The sequence below is a fragment of the Streptomyces sp. NPDC045287 genome (genome assembly GCF_056432325.1).
In genome coordinates, this window is sequence record NZ_JBWKJG010000024.1 from 75,465 (window position 1) to 100,357 (window position 24,893).

The following is a 24,893-nucleotide window of genomic DNA, read 5'->3' on the forward strand; positions in this document are numbered from 1 at the left end:
TCGCGCCAAGTTCTTCGGCGCAGCCTGGTTTCGGCTGGCGCATGAGCAAGTACGTGATGCGACTGGTGTCGCCTCCGTCAGGAACCATGGTGCGGATTGTGGTGCTTGACGCACTCGTGATGCTCACGGCGTCTTGTGAGACCGAGCCCGCGTCGGCTCCCTCCGCAGCCCACCCCTGTCTCATTGCGAAGGGGGCCAGTGAAGAGAAGCTGTTGCAGCGAACGCTCCGGTCGGAGCAGTTCCAGGAGCAATGGTTCTCGACGACAGAGAAGCTCGTCCAGCGGCTTGAGAAGGATATCCGGCAGATGAAACCGGGAACCTCCACGGTCGGGAGGCACCTGCGTCACTACATTCCCGAGCCCCCTCCCGGGCCGGACCGCTTGACGATCGAGCTCTCCTGGACGTCACCTGACGCATCGGGTCGTGGCATCCCATCGGAGCACTACGCGCATTACAACATCAACGGTGTTCCGGTCGAGGCGACGGACATCATTGTCAAGTCCCGCGTGGCATGTAGGCTGCCCGGCGATCTCGAAGGCCCCACGGAGTATGCCCTGCTACGGGCCGTGCTGGCGAGCACCCTGAACATTGGCCGCAGGGGGGCCGAAGCTCAGAAGCAGCAGGGCGCCTTCCTCTACGTCATGGTCCGCCGGGCTACTGGTGCCCCTGGGTGCCAGAACAAACCCCTCCAAGGCGTACCCGAGGTGAAGCCTGGCAAGGGGTGAGCAGGGCAGTGACGCCTGGGGGAACGATGAGATCTACGGTTTGGGGGTGTACCGGTGTCCGCGGAGCGGGACAGTGCGATCGGGCAGGCGCTTGAGCAATCCATGAAGCTAGGGCATCTGTGGGGACGTGGCGGCGAGTCGACGACGGGCAGCACGCCGCAGCTCGGGAATTAGCGGGGTGAGTGTGGTGCGGGACAGAAGTTCATCGTGGGGCGCGGTTGTCGTACTCGCGCTCATGCTGGGGCTGGTGGCGTGCGGCGACACTGACCCCGATGAGGAGGAGACGGTGGTGAGTGCCGACGAGGTGTGTGAGGGGATTTTCTCCGGCTCGGTGGCACGCGTGTTGGAACGATCAACAGGCGGCAAGGAGTTCCGGCAGCACCGCGCGGCGGAGGGGGTGCGGGGGACAGCCGAGGCGATCGCGTCCTTGCATGACGCCCACCTCTTCGACGAGTGGCTGAAGGCGGACCTGTGTCGCGTCTACAGGCCGCGGAGTGACACGTCGGCCATCGAGATCAACTTCGACCTGGTCCAGGAGAAGGCTCTCAAGACGTCGAATCCGTCTCTCGTCCCGTACGGGTTGGGACGCAAGGCACATGCCGACTCCAAGGTCGCGTTCCTTTATGTCCAGTGCACGAGTCCCCGGCTTGTCGACAGTGCCAGCCGGCCCGCTGTGATCCGCGGCGAGCTGAGCCGGTACCTCGCTCCCCCGCTCCCCGGGCAGGAAGCACGTCAGGCCAACCTGAGACTTTTGGCCGCCGCGACGCGGGCGTTGGCGAAGTCCCTGCAGTGTGAGAACGATGCCGGTCTGCCGGCTGACCCCCTTCCCGAGCCGCTCTCATGACAAGCAGGATGCATGTGCCTTCGAAGGGGACGGAGAACAGTGCGAACAACGGATGCATGCCGGGACGCGATGGTTCTTCGGACCATCTGTGAACGTCTGTGCCCCTTCCGGACGGGGCCTTCCTCGTGTGGCGGGTGAGGGAAGCCCTGCCCGTGTCGCCGGCGTGGCAGGCGAACGTGAGCACGTCGAGGCGTCGGCAGCCTTTCGAGCAGCGCAGAACGATGCCAAAAGCGGTTTCACCGCTGGCCGCGACGCGGCTGCGGCTCACCTCCGCCCGCCGAGGGGCTGATCGCCGTATGCGTCGCACGCGTCTCGTAGGGCTCCTCGCGTTTGCCGTGCTGGCGGTCTCATGTGAAGCCGACTCCGTGCCAGCTCCCGTCGCGGGGCATCTCTGCACCATCGAGGAGGGCTCCGGCGACCAGAAGCTGCTGCAGAGGACGCTCCGGTCGGAGCGGTTCGAGGAGCAATGGTTTTCGACGACGGAGAAGTTCGTCCAGCGGCTCGAGAAGGACCTTCGGCAGATGAAGCAGGGGGCATCCACGGTCGGGAAAGAGCTGTGTCACTACATTCCCGAGCCCCCGCACGGATCGGACCGCGTGGCGATCGAGATCTCCTGGACTTCACCTGGCGCGTCGGACCACGGTGGCGTTCCGCCGGAGGACTACAGGCACTACACGGTCAGTGGTGTTCCGGCCGAAGCGACGGACATCATTGCCAGGTTCCGTGTGGCGTGCAGGCTGCCCGGCGATCTCGGAGCCGTTTCGAAGAACGCCCTGCTGCGGGCCACGCTGGCGAACACTCTGAACATCGGTCGCAAGGACGCCGAAGCGCAGAAGCAGCAGATCGCCCTGCTCTACGTCATGGCCCGCCGGGTCACCGACGCCCTCGGATGTGAGAACAAGCCCCTCCGGGGCGAGCCCGTGGTGCGGTCCGTCGAGGGCTGATCCGGGAGGCGGGACGCGTTCTCCCGGGTGAACGATGAGTTGCGGGGCCCTTCCCGGTCTACCCATGGACAGGGAAGGGAGCCCACCATGCAGCAGAAGATCACGCCGTTCCTCTGGTTCGACACCGAGGCGGAGGAGGCGGCCAACCACTACACCGCGATCTTCGATGACTCGCGGATCGTGAAGGTCGACCGCTATCCCGAGGGGACGCCGATGCCGGCGGGCACGGTCATGACCGTCGAGTTCGAGCTCGCGGGGCAGCGCTACGTGGCGATGAACGGCGGGCCCGAGTTCAAGTTCAACGAGGCCGTCTCGCTCTCCGTGGCGTGTGAGGACCAGGAGGAGGTCGACTACTTCTGGTCCCGGCTCGGCGCGGGCGGCGAGGAGGGGCCCTGCGGGTGGCTCAAGGACAAGTACGGGCTGTCGTGGCAGGTCACCCCGCGCGTCCTGGACGAGATGATCACCGATCCGGACCCCGAGAAGGCCAAGCGCGTCACCAAGGCCATGATGGGCATGAAGAAGATCGACATTCAGGGTCTGCGGGACGCCTACCAGGGGTGAGGGCCGGGGTGAGGTCGTCGCGGCGGGCCGGAGGTCGTAGGGCCCGAGCCCGAGCGGTTCCCCGACTCGCGACAGGTGTCACCTGCATCGAAGCCCCTTACTCTTGGGGGCATGAGTGCCCCTGACCCGACCGTCGCCGACACCGTCACCGACAAAACCACCACCGACATCGCCGCCCCCTCCCCGCCGGAGCGGGGCGGCGGCAGTGTGCTCGACCGGGAGCACCGGGCGCTCAGCGTGGGCATCGTCTCCGTCGTCCTGCTGATCGCCTTCGAGGCGACCGCCGTCGGGACGGCGATGCCCGTCGCGGCGCGGGAGCTGGACGGCGTGCCGCTGTACGCGTTCGCGTTCTCGGCGTACTTCACGACCAGCCTCTTCGGCATGGTGCTGGCCGGCCAGTGGGCCGACCGGAGCGGGCCGCTGGGCGCGCTCGCGACCGGGATCGGCGCCTTCGGGGCGGGCCTGGTCGTGTCCGGGACGGCCGGGGCGATGTGGCTGTTCATCCTCGGACGGGCCGTGCAGGGCCTCGGCGGCGGACTGGTGATCGTCGCGTTGTACGTGGTGGTCGGCAGGGCGTACGAGGAGAGGTTGCGGCCCGCGATCATGGCGGCGTTCGCGGCGAGCTGGGTGATCCCGTCGGTCGTGGGCCCCCTGGCGGCCGGCACCCTGACGGAGCGGCTCGGGTGGCGGTGGGTCTTCCTCGGGATCCCGGCGCTCGTGGTGCTCCCGCTGGTGCTCGCCCTGCCGGCGATACGGCACCGGGCCGCCGGGCCCGCCGACCCGGAGGCGCCGGTCCCGGCGTTCGACGCGCGGCGGCTGCGGCTGGCGCTGGCGATCTCCGTGGGTGCCGGCCTCCTCCAGTACGCGGGGCAGGAGCTGCGCTGGCTGTCCGTGGTGCCCGCCGCGGTCGGTGCCGCGCTGCTCGTACCGGCCGTACTCGGGCTGCTGCCGCGCGGCACGTACCGGGCGGCGCGCGGGCTGCCGTCCGTGGTGCTGCTGCGCGGGATCTCGGCGGGCGCGTTCATCTCCGCGGAGTCGTTCGTCCCCTTGATGCTGGTCACCGAGCGGGGGCTGAGCCCGACGCTCGCGGGGCTGTCGCTGGCCGTGGGCGGGGCGACGTGGGCGCTGGGGTCGTTCGTCCAGTCGCGGCCGCGGATGGAGCCGTACCGGGAGCGGCTGATGGTGCTGGGGATGCTGCTCGTCACGGCGGCGATCGCGGCCGTGCCGTCGGTGCTGGTCCCCGCCGTGCCGGTGTGGATCGTCGGGGTCGCCTGGGGCTTCGGCTGCTTCGGCATGGGCATGGTCATCGCCTCGACGAGCGTGATGCTGCTGAAGCTGTCCGCGCCGGAGGAGGCCGGGGCGAACTCGGCGGCGCTCCAGATCTCGGACGGCCTGGCGAACGTCCTGCTGCTCGCGGCGGGCGGCGCGGCGTTCGCCGCGCTCGGCGGCGGGTCGACGGCCGGCCACGCCGTCGCCGGTGCCGGGGCGGTCGGGTCGCACCCGGCGGCCTTCGCGGCGGTGTTCCTGCCGATGGCGGCGGTGGCGCTGGTGGGCGCGTGGGTGGCGACCCGGTTGCGGGACGGCGAGCGGACGCGGTGACGCGAGCGGATGCGGTGACGCGGGCGGGCCCGGAGCGCGGGCGGGCGCGGGGCGCGGAGGTGTGGTGACGCGGACGGGTTCGAAGTACGGGGGCGGAGCGGAGTGCGCGTGGGCGCGGTGACGCGGGCGGGCCCGGAGTGCGGGCGGGCGCGGGGCGCGCGGGTGCGGTGACGTGGGCGGGTCGCCCGGGTGGGGTGCCCGCCCGGGTGGTGCCGGGGCCGTCGGGCGGTCCGGCGCGCCCGGCGTGTGACGCCGCTCGCACTCCCCGAGGTCACGGCCCCGTCCCGGCCGGGGGCGGGGCGGGGCACCGGTAGGGTGGCCCGGTTGTCGTACGTAAGCCGTGCGCACCCCCCATGCGTCCGAGAGCACCGAATCGGAGACCGTGACTACTACCGCCTCCCATCACCTCTCTCCCGCCTTCCCCGGCCGCGCCCCCTGGGGCACGGCCAACAAGCTGCGTGCCTGGCAGCAGGCCGCGATGGACAAGTACATCCAGGAGCAGCCCCGGGACTTCCTCGCCGTCGCCACGCCCGGCGCCGGCAAGACGACCTTCGCGCTGACCCTCGCGTCCTGGCTGCTGCACCACCACGTCGTGCAGCAGGTGACCGTGGTCGCCCCGACCGAGCACCTGAAGAAGCAGTGGGCGGCCGCCGCGGCGCGGATAGGGATCAGGCTGGACCCGGAGTACAGCGCGGGCCCGCTCAGCAAGGAGTACCACGGCGTCGCCGTCACGTACGCCGGTGTCGGCGTGCGGCCGATGCTGCACCGCAACCGCTCCGAGCAGCGCAAGACCCTCGTGATCCTCGACGAGATCCACCACGCCGGCGACTCCAAGTCCTGGGGCGAGGCGTGCCTGGAGGCGTTCGAGCCGGCGACGCGGCGACTGGCGCTGACCGGTACGCCGTTCCGGTCCGACACGAACCCCATCCCCTTCGTCACGTACGAGGAGGGGAACGACGGGATCAGGCGGTCCTCCGCCGACTACACGTACGGCTACGGCAACGCCCTCGCCGACGGCGTCGTCCGCCCCGTGATCTTCCTCAGCTACAGCGGCAACATGCGCTGGCGCACCAAGGCCGGTGACGAGGTCGCCGCCCGGCTGGGCGAGCCGATGACCAAGGACGCGGTCTCGCAGGCGTGGCGCACCGCCCTCGACCCGCGCGGCGACTGGATGCCGAACGTGCTGCGCGCCGCCGACCAGCGGCTCACCGAGGTCCGCAAGGCCGTCCCCGACGCCGGTGCCCTCGTCATCGCCTCCGACCAGGAGTCGGCGCGCGCGTACGCCAAGCTCATCCGGGAGATCACGGGGCACGGGGCGACCCTCGTCCTCTCCGACGACGCGGGCGCCTCGAAGCGGATCGACGAGTTCAGCGAGAGCGACGACCGGTGGATGGTCGCCGTCCGGATGGTGTCCGAAGGCGTCGACGTGCCGCGCCTCGCGGTCGGCGTGTACGCCACGACGATCTCCACGCCGCTGTTCTTCGCGCAGGCCGTGGGGCGTTTCGTCCGGTCCCGGCGGCGCGGCGAGACCGCGTCCGTGTTCCTGCCGACCGTCCCGATGCTCCTCGGCTTCGCCAACGAGATGGAGGTCGAGCGCGACCACGTCCTCGACCGGCCGAAGAAGGCGGGCGAGGAGGACCCGTACGCCGAGTCCGAGAAGGAGCTGGACGAGGCGAACAAGCAGCAGGACGAGGACACCGGCGAACAGGACATGCTGCCCTTCGAGGCGCTGGAGTCCGACGCCGTCTTCGACCGGGTGATGTACAACGGCGCCGAGTTCGGCATGCAGGCCCACCCCGGCAGCCAGGAGGAGCAGGACTACCTCGGCATCCCCGGCCTGCTGGAGCCCGACCAGGTGCGGCTGCTGCTGCAGAAGCGGCAGGCCCGGCAGATCGCGCACAGCCGGCAGAAGCCCGCCGAGGAGGCCGACCTCCTCGAACTGCCCGCCGAGCGGCGGCCCGTGGTCTCCCACAAGGAGCTGATGGAGCTGCGCAAGCAGCTGAACACGCTGGTCGGCGCGTACGTCCACCAGAGCGGCAAGCCGCACGGCGTCATCCACACCGAGCTGCGCCGGGTGTGCGGCGGCCCGCCGAGCGCCGAGGCGACGGCCGGGCAGATCCGGGAGCGGATCAAGAAGGTCCAGGAGTGGGCCACGCGGATGCGCTGACCCCGCCCTCCGACGCGCGCCCCGGGCGGCCCGGTTTCGGGTACGGCTTCGGGGCGCCGTCGCGAGGAAAGGAGCATCCCGGGATCAAATCCCCATCGGCGCCCGGATTCTGGACGAGGTCTTCCGCTCAGCGGATCCGCTCGTTACTGTCCGGACACATGCAAACGCCCCGTGGCAGCGCCGCCGCGGAGCGCAGCCGGTGTGCCATGGCCTGCCGGCGGCCTCTCGGTGCGATGCTCAAGGGACGGGTATCGCTTCCGCGTTGAGAGTGTCCGCCGTCACTCACTCCGAAGGAGGGGGCGTCGTGACCGCGGAAACCTCCCAGACGCTCGACCGGGGACTGCGTGTCCTCAAGCTGCTCGCCGACACCGACCACGGGTTGACCGTCACCGAGCTGTCCCACCGGCTCGGTGTCAACCGGACCGTCGTCTACCGTCTGCTCGCCACGCTCGAACAGCACGCGCTCGTACGCCGCGACCTCGGTGGCCGGGCCCGTGTCGGGCTCGGCGTGCTGCGGCTGAGCCGCCAGGTCCACCCGCTCGTACGCGAGGCCGCGCTGCCCGCGCTGCGCTCGCTCGCCGAGGACATCGGGGCGACCGCGCACCTCACCCTCGTCGACGGTGCCGAGGCACTGGCCGTCGCCGTCGTCGAGCCGACCTGGACGGACTACCACGTGGCGTACCGGGCCGGGTTCCGCCACCCGCTCGACCGGGGCGCCGCCGGGCGCGCGATCCTCCACGCCCGCCAGGCCGGCGGCCCGTCCGAGCCCGGCTACACCCTCACGCACGGCGAGTTGGAGGCGGGCGCGAGCGGCGCGGCGGCCCCGCTGCTGGGCGTGACGGGCATCGAGGGCAGCGTGGGAGTGGTCATGTTGACGGACGCCGTGCCGGAGCGGGTCGGGCCCCGCGTGGTCGACGCGGCCCGCGAGGTGGCGGACGCCCTGCGCTGACGGGCCTGCGGGGTGGGGGACGCCCTGCGTCGGCGGGTCGGTGAGAGGCGGCCGCCCTGCGCTGGCGGGCCTGCGGGGTGGTGGCCGCTCTACGTTGGCGGGCCTGCGCCGGCGGTTCCCCGAGCCGGTGGTCGCCCGGCGCTGACGGATCCCCGAGCCGGCGGACGCTCTGTGCTGACGTCCCCGCCCCGCGGGGTGACCGGCCGGGCCGGGGCCCGTCGTGCCGTCCCGCGGGCCCGTCGTGCCGTCCGGGTGGGCTCCGTCGTGCCGCCCGGAAGGGGTGGGCGGGGGCGGGCCGATAGATTGGGTCCGTGCTCTCCCGTCTCTCGCGCCCCCGTGCCCTGCTCCTGTGCGCCCTGCCCGTGCTCGCACTGCTCGCGGTGGCCGCGTTCGCGCCGCTGCCGTTCACGATCGCCCTGCCCGGGTCGACGGCGGACGTGCTCGGGGCGGACAAGGGGCGGCCCGTGATCACCGTCTCCGGGGCGCCCGTGCGGAAGACCAGCGGGCAACTGCGGATGACCACGATCGTGGCCACCGCGCCGCGTTCCGACATCGGCCTCGGGGACGTCGTCAGCGCCTGGTTCCGCCGCGACCGGGCGGTCCTGCCGCACGACTCGGTCTACCCGGCGGGCAAGACGGACCGGGAGATCGAGAAGCGCAACCTCGGCCAGATGCGGTCGTCCCAGGACAGCGCGGTCGCCGCCGCGCTGAACCACCTCGGCAGGAGCGAGAAGGACGTCGAGGTGAAGCTGCACCTCGCCGACGTCGGCGGGCCCAGCGCCGGGCTGCTGTTCTCCCTCGGCATCGTCGACAAACTGGCCGGCGACGGCGAGGGCGGCGACCTCACCGGCGGTCGGGTCGTCGCGGGTACGGGGACGATCGCCCCCGACGGGACGGTCGGCGCGGTCGGCGGCGTGTCGCTCAAGACGCAGGCCGCCGCGCGGGACGGGGCGACGGTGTTCCTCGTACCGAAGGCCGAGTGCGACGACGCCCTGGCGACCCGGCCGGGCGGGCTGCGGCTGATCCCGGTGGGGACGCTGAAGGACGCCGTCGCGTCCCTGAAGGCCCTCGGCGACGGCGCCCGCGTCCCCTCCTGCTGACCCGGGGCCCCGGGAGCCTCCCCCCCCCCGCCAGGGCGCGGCGCGCGCCGGTCCCGGCCCGCCCGCCACGCCCTGCTCCGTCGCGGCCCGTCGCGCCCCACTCCGTCCGACCCGGCCTGCCCCACTCCGGCCTGCCCGACTCCGGCCTGCCCCACTCCGGCCTGCCCGACTCCGGCCTGTCGCGCCCGCCCCACTCGGCCCCGCCCCACTCCGCCCCACTCGGCCCCGGTCCGTCGCGCCCGACCGTCACCCCCCGTCCCGCCGTCCCCTTTGCCCTGCCGTCCCCCCTGTCCTGCCGTCCCCCCATCCCGCCGCGCCCCGACCGTCACCCCACCCCCAACCCCCTACGCCCCGACCGTCACGCCGTCTCCCGTCCCCCCCGCCCCCGCCCGGTCAGGCGCGCCGGGCCGGTGGCAGGTCCGTGTCCGTTGCCGCCTGCTCGACCAGCGGGATGATCCGCAGCGGTACCGGGTTCTCCATCACGATCGCCGTCGACGCGCGGACGATCCCGTCGAAGCCCACCACCCGGTCGATCACCCGCTGGAGGTCCGCGTTCGAGCGGGCCACCAGGCGGCACAGCATGTCGCCGTGGCCCGTCGTCGTGTGCAGCTCCAGCACTTCCGGCACGCCCGCCAGGTGCTCCCGGACGTCCGTGCCCTGCCCCTGCTTGATCTCCAGCGTCGCGAACGCCGTCACCGGGTACCCCAGCGCCGCCGGGTCCACTTCCGGTCCGAAGCCCCGGATCACGCCGTGCGCCTGCAGCCGGTCCAGGCGCGCCTGGACCGTGCCGCGCGCCACCCCCAGCCGCCGCGACGCCTCCAGCACCCCGATCCTCGGCTCCCGCGCGAGCAGGGCGATGAGCCTGCCGTCCAGATGATCGATCGCCACGGCTGCCTCCCGGTGGTCATCCTGTACAGAACGCCCCCTCATCCTGGAGCCCCGCTGTACACATTGACCAGGGGAAACGCAAAGTATTGCGCAGCTTGTGGAACGGAGGGAACCTGCCGCCATGACTGAGACCCTGCATGACACCCCCGACACCGCCCGGCAGGCCGACCCCTTCCCGGTGAAGGGCATGGACGCGGTCGTCTTCGCCGTCGGCAACGCCAAGCAGGCCGCGCACTACTACTCCACGGCCTTCGGCATGAAGCTCGTCGCGTACTCCGGACCGGAGAACGGCAGCCGCGAGACCGCCAGTTACGTGCTGACGAACGGCGCCGCCCGCTTCGTGCTGACCTCCGTCATCAAGCCGTCCACCGACCGGGGCCGCTTCCTCGCCGACCACGTCGCGGAGCACGGCGACGGCGTCATCGACCTCGCCATCGAGGTCCCCGACGCCCGCAAGGCGTACGCGTACGCGGTCGAGCACGGCGCCACCGGCGTCGAGGAGCCGTACGAGGTCAAGGACGAGCACGGCACCGTCGTCCTCGCCGCCATCGCCACGTACGGCAAGACCCGCCACACCCTGGTCGACCGCTCCGGCTACACCGGCCCGTACCTGCCCGGCTTCGTCGCCGCCTCCCCGATCGTCGAGCCGCCGGCCAAGCGCACCTTCCAGGCCATCGACCACTGCGTCGGCAACGTCGAACTCGGCAAGATGAACGAGTGGGTGGCCTTCTACAACAAAGTCATGGGCTTCACCAACATGAAGGAGTTCGTCGGCGACGACATCGCCACCGAGTACTCCGCCCTCATGTCGAAGGTCGTCGCGGACGGCACCCTCAAGGTGAAGTTCCCGATCAACGAGCCGGCGATCGCGAAGAAGAAGTCGCAGATCGACGAGTACCTGGAGTTCTACGGCGGCGCCGGCGTCCAGCACATCGCGCTCGCCACGAACGACATCGTCAGCACCGTGCGCACCATGCGCGCGGCCGGTGTGCAGTTCCTCGACACCCCCGACTCGTACTACGACACGCTCGGCGAGTGGGTCGGCGACACGCGCGTCCCGATCGAGACGCTGCGCGAGCTGAAGATCCTCGCCGACCGCGACGAGGACGGCTACCTGCTCCAGATCTTCACCAAGCCCGTCCAGGACCGCCCGACGGTCTTCTTCGAACTCATCGAGCGGCACGGCTCGATGGGCTTCGGCAAGGGCAACTTCAAGGCCCTGTTCGAGGCCATCGAGCGCGAACAGGCCAAGCGCGGCAACCTGTAACGCCGCCCCGGTACGCGGTCCCGCGGACCCTGACCCGCGGGGCCGCCCGGCCGCGCCCCGGCCGCCCGCCGCCCCGTCATGTCCGGCGTCCCGGCCGTCCGCCACCTCGGCCGCGCCCCGGCCGTCCACCGCCCCGGCCGCCCGCCGCCCCGGCCGCCCGCCACCCCGGCCGCCCGCCACCCCGGCCGCGCCCCGGCCGCCCGCCTACCGCTCCGGCGGGGGACCCGACGGCTCGCCCAGCTTCGCCAGCGCCCGCCGTGCCTCGGGCGCGTACAGCGGCGAGAAGCCCGGGTGGATCCGCAGCGCCTCCTCCAGGTGCCGCCGCGCCGCCCCGGTCCTGCCCAGCGCCCGCTCCACCTCGCCCCGGTGGTACGCGAACAGCGCGCTGCGCACCCCCCTTTCGGTCGCCGCCCGCGCGTACGGCAGCGCCTCCCCGGCCCTGTCCGCCTTCAGCAGCGCCCAGCCCAGGGCGTCCGCCACGTCGGCGGACCGGTGCCCGAGCCGCCACTTCGCGCGCAGCCGCGCCACCGCCCGTTCCGGATCGCCGTGGTCCGCCTCGTACCGGGCGCGGACGAGGGCCTGGTCCACGCCGTGCCCGGCCGCCTCCGCCGCCCGCGCCAGCGCCTCCCCGTACCGCTCGTGCGCCTCCGCGTCCCGGCCCAGCGCGGCGTACAGGTCGCCGGCCTCCAGTGCGTACTCCGGCAGCGGGCGCGCCGCCAGCACCGCCCCGTACGCCCGTACCGCCTCGTCCGTGCGCCCCAGCGCCGCCAGCGCCCGCGCCCGGCCCGCCAGCGACGGCGCGTCGCCGGGCGCCAGGCGCAGCGCGGCCCCGTACGGGGCGAGCGCCTCGCGCGGACGGCCCCGCTCCCACGCCAGGTCGCCCAGCAGCCGCAGGCACGCCGCCCGCTCGGCGGGCGTCCCGGCCCGCGCCACCGCGTCGTGCGCCAGGGCCGCCGCGTCCTCCCGCCAGCCCCGGTCCCGGTACAGCTCCGCAGCCCGGGTCAGTGCCGCCGGGCCCGCCGGGCGCAGCTTCCGCAGCCGCTCCAGTGCCTTCCCGGCCGCCGCGTCGTCGCCGAGGCCCCGGTACGCGTCGACCAGCAGGGCCTCCGCCCGCCACGTCCGCGGCTGCCGCCGGAGGGCCTCCTCCGCCCAGCGCCGCGCCGCCGCGAAGTCGCCCCGCGCCCGCGCCAGGGCGCCCATGCCGATCGCCGCGGCCGTGTTGCCCCGCGCGGCCGGGCGGACGTCCAGGGAGCGCCGCAGCGCCCGCTCCGCCTTCCGGTACGCCGCCGGGTCACCGGTCCGCGCACCGCGCTCCGCGTACGCCGCGCCCAGCACCGCCCACGACGCGTCGTCACCCGGGTGCCGGCGCAGCCACGCCTCCCGGTCGCCGATCAGCGCCGTCAGCTCCGGCACCGTCGCCGAGGCCCCCGCCTCCACCGCCGCCGCGGCCCGCGCCACCGGACCCGGCACGGGCCGCGCCCCGCCGCCCCGCGCGCCGCCGGGGCCGCCGGGACCCGTCAGACCCTCGGCCGCGAACAGCGCGAGCGCCCCCGCCGCCACCACACCCGCCCAGGCGAGCAGCACCACCCGGGGGACCCGTTCCGTCCTCATGCCGCTCACTGTGCGCGCGGCCACCGGGCCGTCCCGGGTCGTCCACGGTCGGCACACGCCCGGTTCACACCGATGGCCCCGGGTGCCACGCTGGGATCATGGACGATCTGCTGCGCCGGCTGCGCGCCGGCCTCCCCGCCGAGGCCCTGATCACCGACCCGGACGTGACCCCCTCCTACGCCCGCGACATGGCGGGCTTCTGCCCCGCCGGCACCCCGGCCGTCGTCGTGCTGCCCCGGACCGTGGAGCAGGTCCAGCACGTGATGCGCACGGCCACCGAGCTGCGCGTGCCCGTCGTCCCGCAGGGCGCCCGCACCGGCCTGTCGGGGGCGGCCAACGCCACCGACGGCTGCATCGTGCTCTCCCTGGTCAAGATGGACCGGATCCTGGACATCAGCCCGGTCGACCGGACCGCCGTCGTCGAGCCGGGCGTCGTCAACGCCGTGCTGTCCCGGGCCGTCGCCGAGTACGGCCTGTACTACCCGCCCGACCCGTCCAGCTGGGAGACGTGCACCATCGGCGGCAACATCGGGACCGCGTCCGGCGGCCTGTGCTGCGTCAAGTACGGCGTCACGGCCGAGTACGTCCTCGGCCTGGACGTCGTCCTCGCCGACGGACGGCTGCTGTCCACCGGCCGCCGCACCGCCAAGGGCGTCGCCGGGTACGACCTGACCCGGCTGTTCGTCGGCTCCGAGGGGAGCCTCGGCGTCGTCGTGCGCGCCGTGCTCGCCCTCAGGCCGAAGCCGCCCGTCCAGCTCGCCCTGGCCGCCGAGTTCGCGTCCACCGCGGACGCGTGCGCCGCCGTCTGCTCGATCATGGAACGCGGCCACACGCCCTCGCTGCTCGAACTGATGGACCGCACCACCGTCCAGGCGGTCAACCGCCTCGGCCACATGGGGCTGCCCGACACGACCGCCGCGCTGCTGCTGGCCGCGTTCGACACCCCGGACCCCACGGCCGACCTGGCCGCCGTGGGGGAGCTGTGCACCGCCGCCGGGGCCACCCAGGTCGTCCCCGCCGACGACCCCGCCGAGTCCGAGCTGCTCCTCCAGGCGCGCAGGATGTCCCTGCCCGCCCTGGAGACCGTCTCCACCGCCACGATGATCGACGACGTGTGCGTGCCCCGCTCCCGGCTCGCCGAGATGCTCGACGGCACGGCCGCCATCGCCGACGCGTACGGCCTGACCATCGGCGTCTGCGCCCACGCGGGCGACGGCAACACCCACCCCGTCGTGTGCTTCGACCACACCGACCCGGACGAGTCGCGGCGCGCCCGCGCGTCGTTCGACGCCATCATGGCCCTCGGCCTGGAGTTGGGCGGCACCATCACCGGCGAGCACGGCGTCGGCGTGCTCAAGAAGGAGTGGCTCGCCCGTGAACTCGGCCCCGTGGGGCTCGAACTCCAGCGCGGCATCAAACGGACCTTCGACCCCCTGAACATCCTCAACCCCGGCAAGCTCTTCTGACCGCCCACCGGGTCGGACCGCCCCGCCGGTACGCCCCGTCCCTCACGCCCCCGTCCCTCACGCCCCCGTCCCTCACGCCCGCGTCCCTCACGCCTCCGCCGAGAGCAGCGCGGCCAGCCCGTCGTCGATGCCGAGCCGCTCCGGCTCCGTCCCCGGCGCCACGGCCCGCAGCGTCCGCTCCAGCCACGCCGACACCTGCGGCGACGGTGCCTCCAGCAGCGCGTCGCCGTCCGGGGACGACAGCGCCATCAGCACGACCTCGCGCCCGTCCGCCTGCGACGGCCAGATCCGCACGTCCCCGCGGCCGCACGGCCGGAACACGCCCTCCACCAGCAGCTCGCGGGCGAACGTCCAGTACACCGGGTTCTCGGAGCCGATGTGGAAGACGACGTGGACGGCGTACGGGTCGTCCGTCCGGTACGTCAGCCGGGCCGGTACGGGCACGCTGTGGTCCGCGGACAGCACCAGTCTCATCTCCAGCTCCCGCTCCACCGTGGTCCGCTCCATGGTTCCTTCCTCCCTCTCGCCGGTTCGCGCGGGTCCGCCGCGGACCCGCCCGGAAGGAGGGAGCGGGTTCCCGCGTCGTCATTACGCGACTTCCACCAACGAATTTCTGTTACTTTGCGTGACGCATTAGTGACCGTATGGGGGTCCTCTGTCGCGGAGCGGCCCGGGGGCGTCCGGCGGTCTGATAGATGTGGTGCCCTGAATTGAGGCCCTCGAGGAGATACGGGACCACGGTGATGAGCGCCCCAACCCCGGCAACCGGCGACGGCAGCCCCGAAGCCGGGTACTACCCAGACCCCTCCATTCCTGGCTACATCCGGTACTGGAACGGTGCCGCCTGGGTGCCCGGTACGAGCCGCCCCGCGCCCGGGGAGGGCGAGGCCGCGCCGGTGCCGCCGGCCTCCGCCGCGCCCTCCCGGGTCCCGGCCCAGGCCCCCGCGCCGGTCCCGGCCGTCGAGGAGACCGGACCCGTCTTCCTGGACGAGGACCCCGGCATGGCGTCCGAGTCCGGCCCCGGCGCCGAACCGGAACGGGAAGCGGAAGGCGGCGCGGGGCCCGAGCCGGCGTCCGCGTGGCAGGCCGACATCTCCCGCCAGCGCGGTCTCGACGGCGGGCGGGACGTCGCGTGGGGCACGGTCGGCCGGTCGGACCCCCGGGTGCCGGCCGCCGCCGACCCGCCGGACGGCGCGCTGCCCGGCGTACGGCGGGGGGAGCCCGAGCCGCAGGCGCGGACCGGTCCCGAGGGCACGATGACCATGCGGGCACCCCGACCGGCGGCGCCCCGCACGCCGGACGTCCCGGCCCCGCACGGCCCGCAGGCCCAGCCCCAGGGGCCACAGGTCCAGTCCCGGGGCCCGCAGGCCCACAGCCCTCAGTCCCAGCACCAGGGCCCACAGTCCCAGCCTCACGGTCCGCAGTCCCAGCCCCAAGGTCCGCAGTCCCAGCCTCACGGTCCGCAGTCCCAGTCCCAGGGCCCGCAGGCCCAGCCCCAAGGTCCGCAGGTCCAGTCCCAGGGCCCGCAGGCCCAGCACCAGGCGCACGTCCCGGCTCCGGCCGCCCGGCCGCAGCCCCACGAGCCCGGCCGGCCGCAGCCGTCCCCCGCACACCAGGTCCCGCCACAGGCGCACGTCCCCGCCCCGGCGCCCGCGGCCCCCGCCCCGCCCGCCGCCCCGGTCACCGCCGGTCCCGGCGCCGCCGCCTCCTGGGCGCAGCAGGTCCACCAACTGGCCCAGCCGCAGCCCGGCCCCGTACCGCCGCAGGCGCAGCCCGGCCCCACCCTTCTGGGCGCGGACGCCGACCAGCCCGTGGTCCCGTGGAAGCCGCCGGTCAGCGACCCGTTCCTGCGCGCCGCCCAGGAGCGGGCCGCCGCGCGCCCGGCCGGGCTCGGCAGGAGGTTCGCCGCCCGGCTCGTCGACACGATCGTGCTCGGCGCGCTCGCCGGGGCGGCGGGCGCGCCGTTCGTGCTGAACGCCGTCGACCACATCCTCGGCAAGATCGAGCAGGCGGAACGGTCCGGCGAGACGGTCACGGTGTGGCTGGTGGACGGCACCACCTCCGTCCAGTTCGGGATCGCGCTCGGCATCCTGCTGGTGCTCGGCGTGGTGTACGAGGCGCTGCCGACCGCCAAGTGGGGGCGGACGCTCGGCAAGAAGCTGTGCGGGACCGAGGTGCGGGGCATCGAGTCGCACGAACCGCCGTCGTTCGGGGCGGCGCTGCGCCGCTGGCTGGTGTACGGGGTGCTCGGACTGGTCGGGATCGGCGTGCTCAACGTGGTGTGGTGCCTGTTCGACCGGCCGTGGCGGCAGTGCTGGCACGACAAGGCGGCCGGCACGTTCGTGGCGGGGCGCTGACCCCGTCCCCCGAACGGCACATGACCGGATGCGGGCGTCGGCGGCGCGGGATGCACTGCCCCCATGAGCAACGAACCGCCGGCGCCCGGCCCGCCCCCCGAGGACGATCCGTTCCGCAAACGCCCGCAGGAGCCCCCGGGGGCGCCGGGGTCCCCGGGTTCCCCGGAGGGCGGCGGCGCCCCACCGCCTCCGCCGCCCGGTGGCGCGGGCCCGTACCCGGGCGGCCCGTACGGCGGTGAACCCCCCGGCGGGGGCGGCCCCTACGGCGGAGGCCCGTACGGCGGAGACCCTTACGGGGGCGGCCCCTACGGCGGGGGCCCCTACGGCTACGGCGGCACCGACCCGCTCGGCGGGATGCCGCCGCTCGCCGACACCGCCAAGCGGGTCCTCGCGCGCATCGTCGACTGGCTCGTCATCGCCGTGCCGCTGGCGCTCATCGGCATCCCCTTCGGCGTCTACTCCCGGGTGAGCGACGAGTCCGCGAACCTCGGCGACGTGTGGGCGTCGGGCAGCGGCGGCGGTCAGTGGACGTTCCAGCTCCTGTCGATGCTGGCGTACGTCGCCTACGACACCCTCATGACGGCGAAGTGGAACGGTCAGACCCTCGGCAAGCGGATGACCGGAATCCGGGTCGCGATGCTCAACGACGGCAGCGTCCCGCCGACGAGCGCCGCGCTGATGCGGGCGCTCGTGCTGTGGCTGCCCGCGCTGATCTGCTGCGCCTGCCTGTGGCCGCTGCTGCTGCTCGTGTTGATCCTGGTGGACAAGCCGTACAAGCAAGGTCTCCACGACAAGGCGGCGAGAACCGTCGTGGTGTCAGCGGCGCGGTGACGGCCGCCGGTCCGGGGCGGCGGCGGGCGCCGGGGCCCCCGCGGCCCGGACGCCCCCGGGCCGGTGGACGCGCGGCGGCGCGGCGGGTGCCGCACCCGTGCCCGGCGCCGGGAGGACCGGACGGGCCGGGGCGGCTTTGGCGTCGGCGCCCGTGCCCGGCGGTGGGGGCGGGGTGACAACCGGGCGGACGGCGGCCGGGCGGACGGTGACCGGGCGGGCGGCGGCCGGGCCGGGGGCGGGCTGTGCGGCGGTCGGACGCGGCATGACGGGTTCCGTCCTCGTGGTGGGGTGGGGGTCTCTCGCGGCGCGGTCGCACTGACCGACGACCCTACGACGCCGAACACTTGCTGAGAACCGGGCGTGAGCGATCCCTCACGCACCGTACCGGTGCGTCAAGGGCGCACGGGATCACGCGCGCCGCGAGGGGATCGTTTCCCCTGTCCGGTATACGGATCGGAGTGTCCACATAGGGCACTTGGCCTGTGCAAGTCAAGACTGTCTTTTCTCGCGTAAGTCCGGTCGAATGTCGTCACTTGTGGCGCGACACCGCACGCGGATAATCACGTGACCTCCCATCCGCGTTGGCGGTTCGCAGGGGAGGAAACAAACAAGTGACCAGCAGACGACGGGCGTTCCGCACGTCCGCGGTGTTCGTGGCCCTGGCCGCGACCGCCGCCACCGCCGGAGCCCTCACCACGGCCCACGCCGACAACCGCCCGGAGACGGGCATCGAGCGCCACGACCCGGCGCCGGGCGGAGACCACGGCCACGCCCACGCCCACGACAAGGCCGCAGGGGTCGACCACGACCTCGAAGGCCCCTTCACCGAGCAGCAGCAGAAGCAGCGCGAGGCGGCGCTGGAGCAGGTCCTCGCCGGCGAGTCCAAGGTGGAGCGCCGCGGCGCCTCCCAGGTCGTCAAGCTCGACGACAAGAAGTACGTCGAGCTCGGCCGGGAGAAGACCGACAAGATCTTCACCATCCTCGTCGAGTTCGGCGACAAGGTCGACAACGAGACGCTCGTCGACCGCAAGGACGACGACACCGACGAGCTGAAGCCCAAGTACGGCGGCACGCCCGGCCCGCTGCACAACCAGATAGCGAAGCCGGACCGGTCGAAGGACAACTCCACCGCCTGGCAGGCCGACTACGACCGCGAGCACTTCCAGGACCTGTACTTCGGCACCGGCAAGGACGAGCGGGGCAACCAGAAGCACTCGCTGAAGACCTACTACGAGCGCACCTCGTCCGGCCGCTACTCGGTCGACGGCACCGTCTCGGACTGGGTCAAGGTCGAGTACAACGAGGCCCGTTACGGCTCCAACTACTGCGGCCAGACCAACTGCTCCAACGTCTGGGACGCCGTCCGCGACGGCGTGACCGCGTGGTCCGCCGACCAGAAGGCCAAGGGCAAGTCCGACGCCGAGATCAAGGCGATGCTGGCCGAGTACGACCAGTGGGACCGCTACGACTTCGACGGCGACGGCAACTTCAACGAGGCCGACGGCTACATCGACCACTTCCAGATCGTCCACGCGGGCGAGGACGAGTCGGCCGGCGGCGGCGCGGAGGGCACCAACGCCCTGTGGGCGCACCGCTGGTACGCGTACGGCACCGACGCCGGCAAGACCGGCCCGGCGAACAACAAGGCCGGCGGCGCGCAGATCGGCAACACCGGCATCTGGGTCGGCGACTACACGATGCAGCCGGAGAACGGCGGCCTCGGCGTCTTCGCCCACGAGTACGGCCACGACCTCGGCCTGCCGGACCTGTACGACACCTCCGGCCGCGCGGGCGCCGAGAACTCCACGGGCTTCTGGTCGCTGATGTCCTCCGGCTCCTGGCTGGGCACCGGCAAGGACTCGATCGGCGACATGCCGGGCGACATGACCGCCTGGGACAAGCTGCAGTTGGGCTGGCTGAACTACGAGAAGGCCAAGGCCGCCACCAAGTCCAGGCACACGCTGGGCGTCGCGGAGTACAACACGAAGAACCCGCAGGCGCTCATCGTCGAACTGCCGAAGAAGAAGGTCACCACCCCGGTCGTCAAGCCGGTCCAGGGCGCCACCCAGTGGTGGAGCAACATGGGTGACGACCTCAAGAACACCCTCACCCGCTCCGTCGACCTGACGGGCAAGGCCAAGGCCCAGCTGTCGCTCGACGGCTGGTGGGACATCGAGGCCGAGTACGACTACCTGTACGCCGAGGTCTCCACGGACGGCGGCGCGCAGTGGACCGCCCTCGACGGCACCGCGGACGGCGCCCCGATCACCAAGGACGCCAGCGGCGCCACCGCCCTGACCGGTGTCTCCGAGTCGTTCAAGAAGCTCGTGTACCCGCTCGACGCGTACGCCGGCAAGAAGATCGACATCCGCTTCCGCTACCAGACGGACGGCGGCGTGGCCCAGAAGGGCTTCGCGGCGGACAACATCGTCGTGACGGCCGACGGCGCCCCGCTCTTCGCGGACGACGCCGAGACCGCGGTCGCCGGCTGGACGTCGAAGGGCTTCTCCCGCATCGGCGAGGCGATCACCGACGAGTACCCGCAGTACTACATCGCGGAGAACCGCCAGTACGTCTCCTACGACGCGACCCTGGAGGTCGGCCCGTACAACTTCGGTTTCGGGGGCGACAAGGCGAGCTGGGTGGAGCACTACCCGTACCAGACCGGCCTGCTGATCTGGAAGTGGGACACCTCCCAGGCGGACAACAACACGGCCGTCCACCCCGGTGAGGGCCTCGTCCTCCCCATCGACGCCCACGCCAAGCCGCTGACCTGGGCCGACGGCACGCTGATGCGCAACCGCATCCAGTCCCACGACGCGCCGTTCAGCCGCTTCCGCACCGACCGCGTCACGCTGCACAACGCGGACGTCCCGCAGCGGATCGGCGGCCTGCCCGGCAACCCGGTCTTCGACGACCGCAAGGGCGTCTACTGGTTCGAGAGCAACCCGCGGGCCGGCGTCAAGGTAACTGACACCAACACCCGGATCGCGATCACCCAGCAGCCGCGCAACGGCCGGACGATCACCGTCCAGGTGGGTCCGTCGACCAGGTGATCTAGGAACCCGCAGGTCACAGCATGATCGGCCGTCGCCCTCTAGCGGGTGGCGGCCGATCGTGTTTAGGTGCAGCTGACCGCGTTCCTATTGACATACCTTTCGACGGGGGAACTTTCGACATGCCCGGTGGTGGTTTCTGCAAGTTGCCAGGCGGCAGCATGGTCGTCGCACTGAGCCTGCCCAACCCGGGCGGCGAGGGCGAGGTCCGCATCCTGGTCCACGCGGTGAACCGGCCCCGCGCGCTGACCCGGCTGCGTAACCTCGGCCTGCGCGTCTACCTGCGGGGCAACACCCACCCGCCGTCGCCCGACGAGATCACGGCCGTGCTGCACCACCCGGACGGGCTGCTGTGGCGGACGACGCCGAGCCGCGAGCAGGAGCTGTGGCGCCCGATACGGGCACTGCTGAGCCCCGCGGGCCTCTGAGGCCCCACGAGCCCCTACGGAAGCCCCACGGGCCCCTGTGGCCCCACGCGATCCCCGCCGGAAGCCCCTACGGCCCCTGTAGGCCACGGCGCCCGCCAGAAGTCCCACAGGCCCCGGAAGCCCACGGCTCCCGCCGGAAGTCCCCACGGGCCCCTGTGGTCCCACGGCCCGCGCGGGCCGGTCAGGCGACCGGCTCACCGCTCAGGGCTCAGACGACCGGCTTGCCGGTCAGCTCCACCCCGGCCGCGCGGAGCTCCTCCAGGGCCTTGTCGGTGGTCTCCTCGGAGACGCCCGCCGTGAGGTCGAGCAGCACGTGCGTGCGAAAGCCCTCCGCGACCGCGTCGAGGGCGGTGGCCCGCACGCAGTGGTCGGTCGCGATGCCCACGACGTCGACCTCCGTCACGTCGCGGGCCCGCAGCCAGTCCGCGAGGAGGACGCCGTTCTCGTCGGACCCCTCGAAGCCGCTGTACGCGGCCGTGTAGGCGCCCTTGTCGAACACGGCCTCGACGGCGCCGGAGGCGACGGCGGGCGCGAAGTTCGGGTGGAACCCGACGCCCTCGGTGCCCGCCACGCAGTGCGGCGGCCAGGAGCGGACGAAGTCGGGGCGCTCGGCGAAGTGGTCACCCGGGTCGACGTGGTGGTCGCGCGTCGCGACGACGTGCCGGTAGCCGACCCCCGCGGTCTCGCCGACCAGGTCCGTGATGGCGGCGGCGACGTCCGCGCCTCCCGCCACCGCGAGGCTGCCGCCCTCGCAGAAGTCGTTCTGAACGTCGACGACGATCAATGCGCGGTGCATGGCGGTTGTCCTCACGGTGGGGGGTGGTCGGTGGTCGGTGGTGGTGGGAGGGGATGTTTTCGAGCGTAGAGACTTCCTCCTCCCGGCGGGAGGGGGCGGGGCCGCTCACCGCCGGGCACGGAACACGCCCGCGCCCGGCGGAGCGGACCCCGGCGGCGCGGACCCCGGCGCCCCGGAGCCGGACCGCGCCCCCGGAGGAGGGGCTACGGCGTCACGTACTCGGTGGGGAGCACGGGCTCGCCGCGCGAGAGCTGGACGGCCGACAGGGGCAGCCCCGCACGGGCGGCGATGTGCCGTTCCCGCGCCGCCTCCAGCGGCTCCCGGGCGACGACCTCCCCGGCCTTGACCAACTGCCGCTGCAGCAGCCGCCCGGCCAGCTCCTCCGGTACGGCGCCGGTGCCGACCACCTCCGCCTCGGCGACGCCCTCGGCGTCCAGCCGCCGGGCCGCCCACTTGCGGCCGCCCACCGACATCTTGCCGCCCAGGGACCGCTTCGCGACGGGCCGCAGCGGGGCGGCCGGGTCCGCCGAGTCGGCGCGGGCGACCAGCTTGTAGACCATCGAGCCCGTGGGGTGCCCGCTGCCCGTCACGAGCTGCGTGCCGACGCCGTACGCGTCCACGGGCGCGGCGGCCAGCGAGGCGATGGCGTACTCGTCGAGGTCCGACGTGACGACGATCCGCGTGTCGCGGGCGCCCAGCTCGTCCAACTGCTGCCGCACCCGGTGCGCCACCAGCAGCAGGTCCCCGGAGTCGATGCGCACGGCGCCGAGCCCCGGCCCGGCCACCTCCACGGCGGTCCGCACGGCCTCGCCGACGTCGTACGTGTCGACCAGCAGCGTCGTGCCCCGCCCCAGCGCCTCCACCTGCACCCGGAACGCGTCGCGCTCGGTGTCGTGCAGCAGCGTGAAGGCGTGCGCGGACGTGCCGACGGTCGGGATGCCGTACCGGAACCCGGCGGCCAGGTCGGAGGTGGAGTCGAAGCCGCCCACGTACGCGGCGCGCGACGCGGCGACCGCGGCCAGCTCGTGGGTGCGCCGGGCGCCCATCTCGATCAGTCCGCGCCCGCCGGCCGCCGCCGACATCCGGGACGCGGCGGCGGCGATGGCGGAGTCGTGGTTGAGGATGGAGAGGATCACGGTCTCCAGCAGCACGCACTCGGCGAAGGAGCCCTCGACGCGGAGGATCGGCGAGCCGGGGAAGTACACCTCGCCCTCGGGGTAGCCCCAGATGTCCCCGCCGAAGCGGTACGCCGCCAGCCAGGCGAGCGTCGGCTCGTCGACGATGCCCCGCTCGCGCAGGAAGGCCAGCACGGCGTCGTCGAAGCGGAAGTTCTCCACGGCGTCCAGGACGCGGCCGGTGCCGGCCACGACGCCGTACCGGCGGCCCTCGGGGAGGCGCCGGGTGAAGACCTCGAAGACCGAGCGCCGGTCGGCGGTGCCGCCCCGCAGGGCTGCCTGGAGCATGGTCAGCTCGTACTGGTCGGTGAAGAGCGCGGTGGACGGCACAGCCACCGGAAGTCCTAGGTCCGCAGCGTTCATGCCAGGATCGTACCCCGAATACTCGTCAGAGTGACGATTTCTCGTTCGGGGCATTTCGGGGCCCTCGCGGGGGCGGTCGGACGGGCGTCGACGCGGAGTCCGCGGGTCCGTTTGTGCGGTGGCACACGGGCAGTGGCAGCATTGGGTGAGTGAGTGTTGCTCCCGTAGAGATCGAACGCACGGCCCCGGCGGAAGAGGGGCAGGCCGTCGTCGAACCCGACGTGCCGTGGGTGACGATCGTCCACAACGACCCGGTCAACCTCATGAGCTACGTGACGTACGTCTTCCAGACGTACTTCGGCTACTCCAAGGACAAGGCGCACAAGCTGATGCTCGACGTGCACCACAAGGGCCGGGCCGTGGTCTCCAGCGGCACCCGCGAGGAGATGGAGCGCGACGTGCAGGCGATGCACGGGTACGGGCTGTGGGCGACCCTCTCCCAGGACCGCGGCTGATGAGCGGTCACTTCGAGGCACTGCCCGGCGGCGGCGCGACCGTGCCGCTGGACGCGGTCGAGGTCTCCATCCTGCGCTCGCTCGCCGTCCAGATGCTGGAGCTGATCGGCCCCGGCGACGAGCCCGCCCAGGGCGAGGACCCGCTCGCCGCGCTCTTCCAGGAGGGCCCCAGCGAGAAGCCGTCCGACCCGGCCCTGGCCCGCCTCTTCCCCGACGCGTACGGGGACGGCGACGAGCAGCTGCGCGCCGCGTCCGCCGAGTTCCGCCGGTTCACCGAGAACGACCTGCGCACCCGCAAGCGCGAGGACGCCCTCGCCGTCGTCCGCAGCCTCGACGCGCTGGTCTCCGCCGGCGACGGGTCCGGCGGCGGCCGTCTGGAGCTCTCGCCCGAGGAGTGCCGCCGCTGGCTCGGCGCGCTCAATGACCTCCGCCTCACCATCGGGACGCGGCTGGAGGTCGCCGACGAGGACGAGAACGAGGACCTGTACCGGCTCCCGGACTCCGACCCGCGCAAGCCGATGGTGATGGCCTACCTGTGGCTGGGCGCCCTCCAGGAGACGCTCGTCGAGACGCTGATGCCGTAGGCCCCGGCACGGTGGCGATCCGGCCCCGGGCCGCGCTGACGCGCGGTGACGACCGCAGGCCGGAGCCGTCCCCCGTCGATGTTTCCGGCCGCGGCCGCCGTCCGGTGTTCGAACATCGGATTCCACGTAACGATCGCGTCAACGGTCCTGCGCTTCTCTTCCCCTGGCCGGTTCGGACCGCCAGTGTGTGAGCCAGCTCACGCAACAGACGGTTAAGCACGTGGTAGAACTTCGCCACCCCTGTGGTGATCCACACCGTCGCCCGCGGGGGTTGTGGACCGATCCAGCCACTCACGTACGACATGTGTGACCCACGTCGTCCGAGTCCGCGGCCGACGGGGTGCACGCCGCCGGACCGGTACAACGGCGTTCGCTCGAACCCGTGCACCTCTGCTGCTGTGCCATGCCGCCCAGCAGACCCTCCTGCGCCTTGAGGTAGTCAGATGTCCCTGGACTCCATCACCACATCGATCGACGAAGCCGTCAGCGGCTTCTTCGAGCCCATAGCCACCCGGCTGGGCGAAATCGTCTTCTACACCCTTCCCGTCGCGGGGACGGAGCTTCCGCTCATCGTCGCCTGGCTCGTCGTCGCCGGCCTGGTCTTCACGGCCTGGTTCGGGCTCGTGCAGTTACGCAAGTTCAAGCTGGCCATCGACGTGGTGCGCGGCAAGTACGACGAGGAGGGGTCGGCCGGTGAGGTCAACCACTTCCAGGCGCTGACCGCCGC

The 24,893-nt window shown here is 72.8% G+C and carries 21 protein-coding genes and 1 pseudogene; 17 read left to right on the forward strand and 5 right to left on the reverse strand.

The features are described 5' to 3' along the window. Nucleotides 1–41 precede the first annotated feature (41 nt). The 8 genes from AC07D6_RS29810 to AC07D6_RS29845 all read left to right on the forward strand — a co-directional run bounded on the left by AC07D6_RS29810 (nt 42) and on the right by AC07D6_RS29845 (nt 8,889). Complete coding sequence (locus tag AC07D6_RS29810; protein ID WP_479049550.1) at nt 42–725, forward strand: hypothetical protein; 684 nt, start codon at nt 42–44, stop codon at nt 723–725. 235 nt (nt 726–960) lie between these two features. After that, nucleotides 961–1,569 carry a hypothetical protein gene (locus tag AC07D6_RS29815; RefSeq protein WP_479049552.1) on the forward strand — a complete coding sequence of 203 codons (609 nt, stop codon included), beginning with the start codon at nt 961–963 and terminating at the stop codon, nt 1,567–1,569. A gap of 296 nt (nt 1,570–1,865) precedes the next feature. After that, nucleotides 1,866–2,513 (forward strand): hypothetical protein, encoded by a 648-nt coding sequence (locus AC07D6_RS29820; protein WP_479049554.1) that lies wholly within the window; start codon nt 1,866–1,868, stop codon nt 2,511–2,513. Nucleotides 2,514–2,600: 87 nt separating this feature from the next. Then, nucleotides 2,601–3,074 carry a VOC family protein gene (locus AC07D6_RS29825; protein ID WP_315876290.1) on the forward strand — a complete coding sequence of 158 codons (474 nt, stop codon included), beginning with the start codon at nt 2,601–2,603 and terminating at the stop codon, nt 3,072–3,074. A gap of 111 nt (nt 3,075–3,185) precedes the next feature. After that, the gene (locus tag AC07D6_RS29830) at nt 3,186–4,673 is read left to right on the forward strand and encodes an MFS transporter (protein WP_479049557.1); all 1,488 of its coding nucleotides are present in this window, start codon (nt 3,186–3,188) and stop codon (nt 4,671–4,673) included. Between the two features lie 382 nt (nt 4,674–5,055). Continuing rightward, on the forward strand, nt 5,056–6,840 hold the full coding sequence (locus AC07D6_RS29835; protein ID WP_479049559.1) for a DEAD/DEAH box helicase: 1,785 nt from the start codon (nt 5,056–5,058) through the stop codon (nt 6,838–6,840). Between the two features lie 304 nt (nt 6,841–7,144). Further along, a complete protein-coding gene (locus AC07D6_RS29840) occupies nt 7,145–7,789 on the forward strand; it encodes an IclR family transcriptional regulator (RefSeq protein ID WP_315876287.1) in 645 nt (214 codons plus the stop codon). Nucleotides 7,790–8,100: 311 nt separating this feature from the next. Further along, the gene (locus tag AC07D6_RS29845; RefSeq protein WP_315876286.1) at nt 8,101–8,889 is read left to right on the forward strand and encodes a S16 family serine protease; all 789 of its coding nucleotides are present in this window, start codon (nt 8,101–8,103) and stop codon (nt 8,887–8,889) included. A gap of 393 nt (nt 8,890–9,282) precedes the next feature. On the opposite strand, the gene AC07D6_RS29850 is transcribed toward AC07D6_RS29845, so the two are convergent. Then, nucleotides 9,283–9,777 carry an Lrp/AsnC family transcriptional regulator gene (locus AC07D6_RS29850; protein WP_315876285.1) on the reverse strand — a complete coding sequence of 165 codons (495 nt, stop codon included), beginning with the start codon at nt 9,775–9,777 and terminating at the stop codon, nt 9,283–9,285. A gap of 121 nt (nt 9,778–9,898) precedes the next feature. Between AC07D6_RS29850 and hppD the strand changes: the two genes are divergently transcribed. Then, nucleotides 9,899–11,044: a 4-hydroxyphenylpyruvate dioxygenase gene (hppD, locus tag AC07D6_RS29855; RefSeq protein ID WP_315876284.1), complete on the forward strand. Its 1,146-nt coding sequence runs from the start codon at nt 9,899–9,901 to the stop codon at nt 11,042–11,044. Nucleotides 11,045–11,248: 204 nt separating this feature from the next. Here the strand turns inward: hppD and AC07D6_RS29860 are convergent, their stop codons facing one another. Continuing rightward, entirely contained in the window at nt 11,249–12,655 is a 1,407-nt protein-coding gene (locus AC07D6_RS29860) for a tetratricopeptide repeat protein (RefSeq protein ID WP_479049563.1), read from the reverse strand. A gap of 98 nt (nt 12,656–12,753) precedes the next feature. Here AC07D6_RS29860 and AC07D6_RS29865 point away from each other — a divergent pair, with 98 nt between their 5' ends. Further along, nucleotides 12,754–14,121: an FAD-binding oxidoreductase gene (locus AC07D6_RS29865; protein WP_315876282.1), complete on the forward strand. Its 1,368-nt coding sequence runs from the start codon at nt 12,754–12,756 to the stop codon at nt 14,119–14,121. Between the two features lie 87 nt (nt 14,122–14,208). Here AC07D6_RS29865 and AC07D6_RS29870 read toward each other — a convergent pair whose 3' ends face one another. After that, on the reverse strand, nt 14,209–14,628 hold the full coding sequence (locus AC07D6_RS29870; RefSeq protein WP_315876281.1) for an SsgA family sporulation/cell division regulator: 420 nt from the start codon (nt 14,626–14,628) through the stop codon (nt 14,209–14,211). 236 nt (nt 14,629–14,864) lie between these two features. Between AC07D6_RS29870 and AC07D6_RS29875 the strand changes: the two genes are divergently transcribed. From AC07D6_RS29875 to AC07D6_RS29890, 4 genes are all read left to right on the forward strand, one after another. After that, nucleotides 14,865–16,478, forward strand: a complete 1,614-nt coding sequence (locus tag AC07D6_RS29875) for an RDD family protein (protein ID WP_479049566.1) — start codon at nt 14,865–14,867, stop codon at nt 16,476–16,478. Between the two features lie 63 nt (nt 16,479–16,541). Further along, entirely contained in the window at nt 16,542–17,309 is a 768-nt protein-coding gene (locus tag AC07D6_RS29880) for an RDD family protein (protein ID WP_479049568.1), read from the forward strand. A gap of 611 nt (nt 17,310–17,920) precedes the next feature. Continuing rightward, complete coding sequence (locus tag AC07D6_RS29885; RefSeq protein ID WP_315876278.1) at nt 17,921–20,365, forward strand: immune inhibitor A domain-containing protein; 2,445 nt, start codon at nt 17,921–17,923, stop codon at nt 20,363–20,365. Nucleotides 20,366–20,487: 122 nt separating this feature from the next. Beyond that, nucleotides 20,488–20,793, forward strand: a complete 306-nt coding sequence (locus tag AC07D6_RS29890) for a hypothetical protein (protein WP_479049570.1) — start codon at nt 20,488–20,490, stop codon at nt 20,791–20,793. 208 nt (nt 20,794–21,001) lie between these two features. Here AC07D6_RS29890 and AC07D6_RS29895 read toward each other — a convergent pair whose 3' ends face one another. Both AC07D6_RS29895 and AC07D6_RS29900 read right to left on the reverse strand, forming a co-directional pair. Continuing rightward, on the reverse strand, nt 21,002–21,589 hold the full coding sequence (locus tag AC07D6_RS29895) for an isochorismatase family protein (protein WP_315876276.1): 588 nt from the start codon (nt 21,587–21,589) through the stop codon (nt 21,002–21,004). Nucleotides 21,590–21,792: 203 nt separating this feature from the next. Continuing rightward, nucleotides 21,793–23,127 (reverse strand): nicotinate phosphoribosyltransferase, encoded by a 1,335-nt coding sequence (locus AC07D6_RS29900; protein ID WP_479049573.1) that lies wholly within the window; start codon nt 23,125–23,127, stop codon nt 21,793–21,795. Between the two features lie 149 nt (nt 23,128–23,276). On the opposite strand from AC07D6_RS29900, the gene clpS reads away from it, so the two are divergent. From clpS to AC07D6_RS29915, 3 genes and pseudogenes are all read left to right on the forward strand, one after another. Further along, nucleotides 23,277–23,582, forward strand: coding sequence for an ATP-dependent Clp protease adapter ClpS (clpS, locus tag AC07D6_RS29905; RefSeq protein ID WP_315876274.1), 306 nt, complete (start codon nt 23,277–23,279; stop codon nt 23,580–23,582). After that, nucleotides 23,582–24,166, forward strand: coding sequence for a DUF2017 domain-containing protein (locus tag AC07D6_RS29910; protein WP_479049576.1), 585 nt, complete (start codon nt 23,582–23,584; stop codon nt 24,164–24,166). Before clpS ends, AC07D6_RS29910 begins: the two co-directional genes overlap by 1 nt. Before the next feature lie 443 nt (nt 24,167–24,609). Continuing rightward, a pseudogene (locus AC07D6_RS29915) lies at nt 24,610–24,893 on the forward strand (D-alanine glycine permease); the annotation flags it as partial.

What these genes read in the sequence shown, in the direction of transcription:
- AC07D6_RS29810 (WP_479049550.1), top strand. Translation starts at nt 42, where the DNA reads ATGAGCAAGTACGTGATGCGACTGGTGTCGCCTCCGTCAGGAACCATG.
- AC07D6_RS29815 (WP_479049552.1), top strand. Translation starts at nt 961, where the DNA reads ATGCTGGGGCTGGTGGCGTGCGGCGACACTGACCCCGATGAGGAGGAG.
- AC07D6_RS29820 (WP_479049554.1), top strand. Translation starts at nt 1,866, where the DNA reads ATGCGTCGCACGCGTCTCGTAGGGCTCCTCGCGTTTGCCGTGCTGGCG.
- AC07D6_RS29825 (WP_315876290.1), top strand. Translation starts at nt 2,601, where the DNA reads ATGCAGCAGAAGATCACGCCGTTCCTCTGGTTCGACACCGAGGCGGAG.
- AC07D6_RS29830 (WP_479049557.1), top strand. Translation starts at nt 3,186, where the DNA reads ATGAGTGCCCCTGACCCGACCGTCGCCGACACCGTCACCGACAAAACC.
- hppD (WP_315876284.1), top strand. Translation starts at nt 9,899, where the DNA reads ATGACTGAGACCCTGCATGACACCCCCGACACCGCCCGGCAGGCCGAC.
- AC07D6_RS29860 (WP_479049563.1), bottom strand. Translation starts at nt 12,655, where the DNA reads ATGAGGACGGAACGGGTCCCCCGGGTGGTGCTGCTCGCCTGGGCGGGT.
- AC07D6_RS29865 (WP_315876282.1), top strand. Translation starts at nt 12,754, where the DNA reads ATGGACGATCTGCTGCGCCGGCTGCGCGCCGGCCTCCCCGCCGAGGCC.
- AC07D6_RS29870 (WP_315876281.1), bottom strand. Translation starts at nt 14,628, where the DNA reads ATGGAGCGGACCACGGTGGAGCGGGAGCTGGAGATGAGACTGGTGCTG.
- AC07D6_RS29875 (WP_479049566.1), top strand. Translation starts at nt 14,865, where the DNA reads ATGAGCGCCCCAACCCCGGCAACCGGCGACGGCAGCCCCGAAGCCGGG.
- AC07D6_RS29880 (WP_479049568.1), top strand. Translation starts at nt 16,542, where the DNA reads ATGAGCAACGAACCGCCGGCGCCCGGCCCGCCCCCCGAGGACGATCCG.
- AC07D6_RS29890 (WP_479049570.1), top strand. Translation starts at nt 20,488, where the DNA reads ATGCCCGGTGGTGGTTTCTGCAAGTTGCCAGGCGGCAGCATGGTCGTC.
- AC07D6_RS29895 (WP_315876276.1), bottom strand. Translation starts at nt 21,589, where the DNA reads ATGCACCGCGCATTGATCGTCGTCGACGTTCAGAACGACTTCTGCGAG.
- AC07D6_RS29900 (WP_479049573.1), bottom strand. Translation starts at nt 23,127, where the DNA reads ATGAACGCTGCGGACCTAGGACTTCCGGTGGCTGTGCCGTCCACCGCG.
- AC07D6_RS29910 (WP_479049576.1), top strand. Translation starts at nt 23,582, where the DNA reads ATGAGCGGTCACTTCGAGGCACTGCCCGGCGGCGGCGCGACCGTGCCG.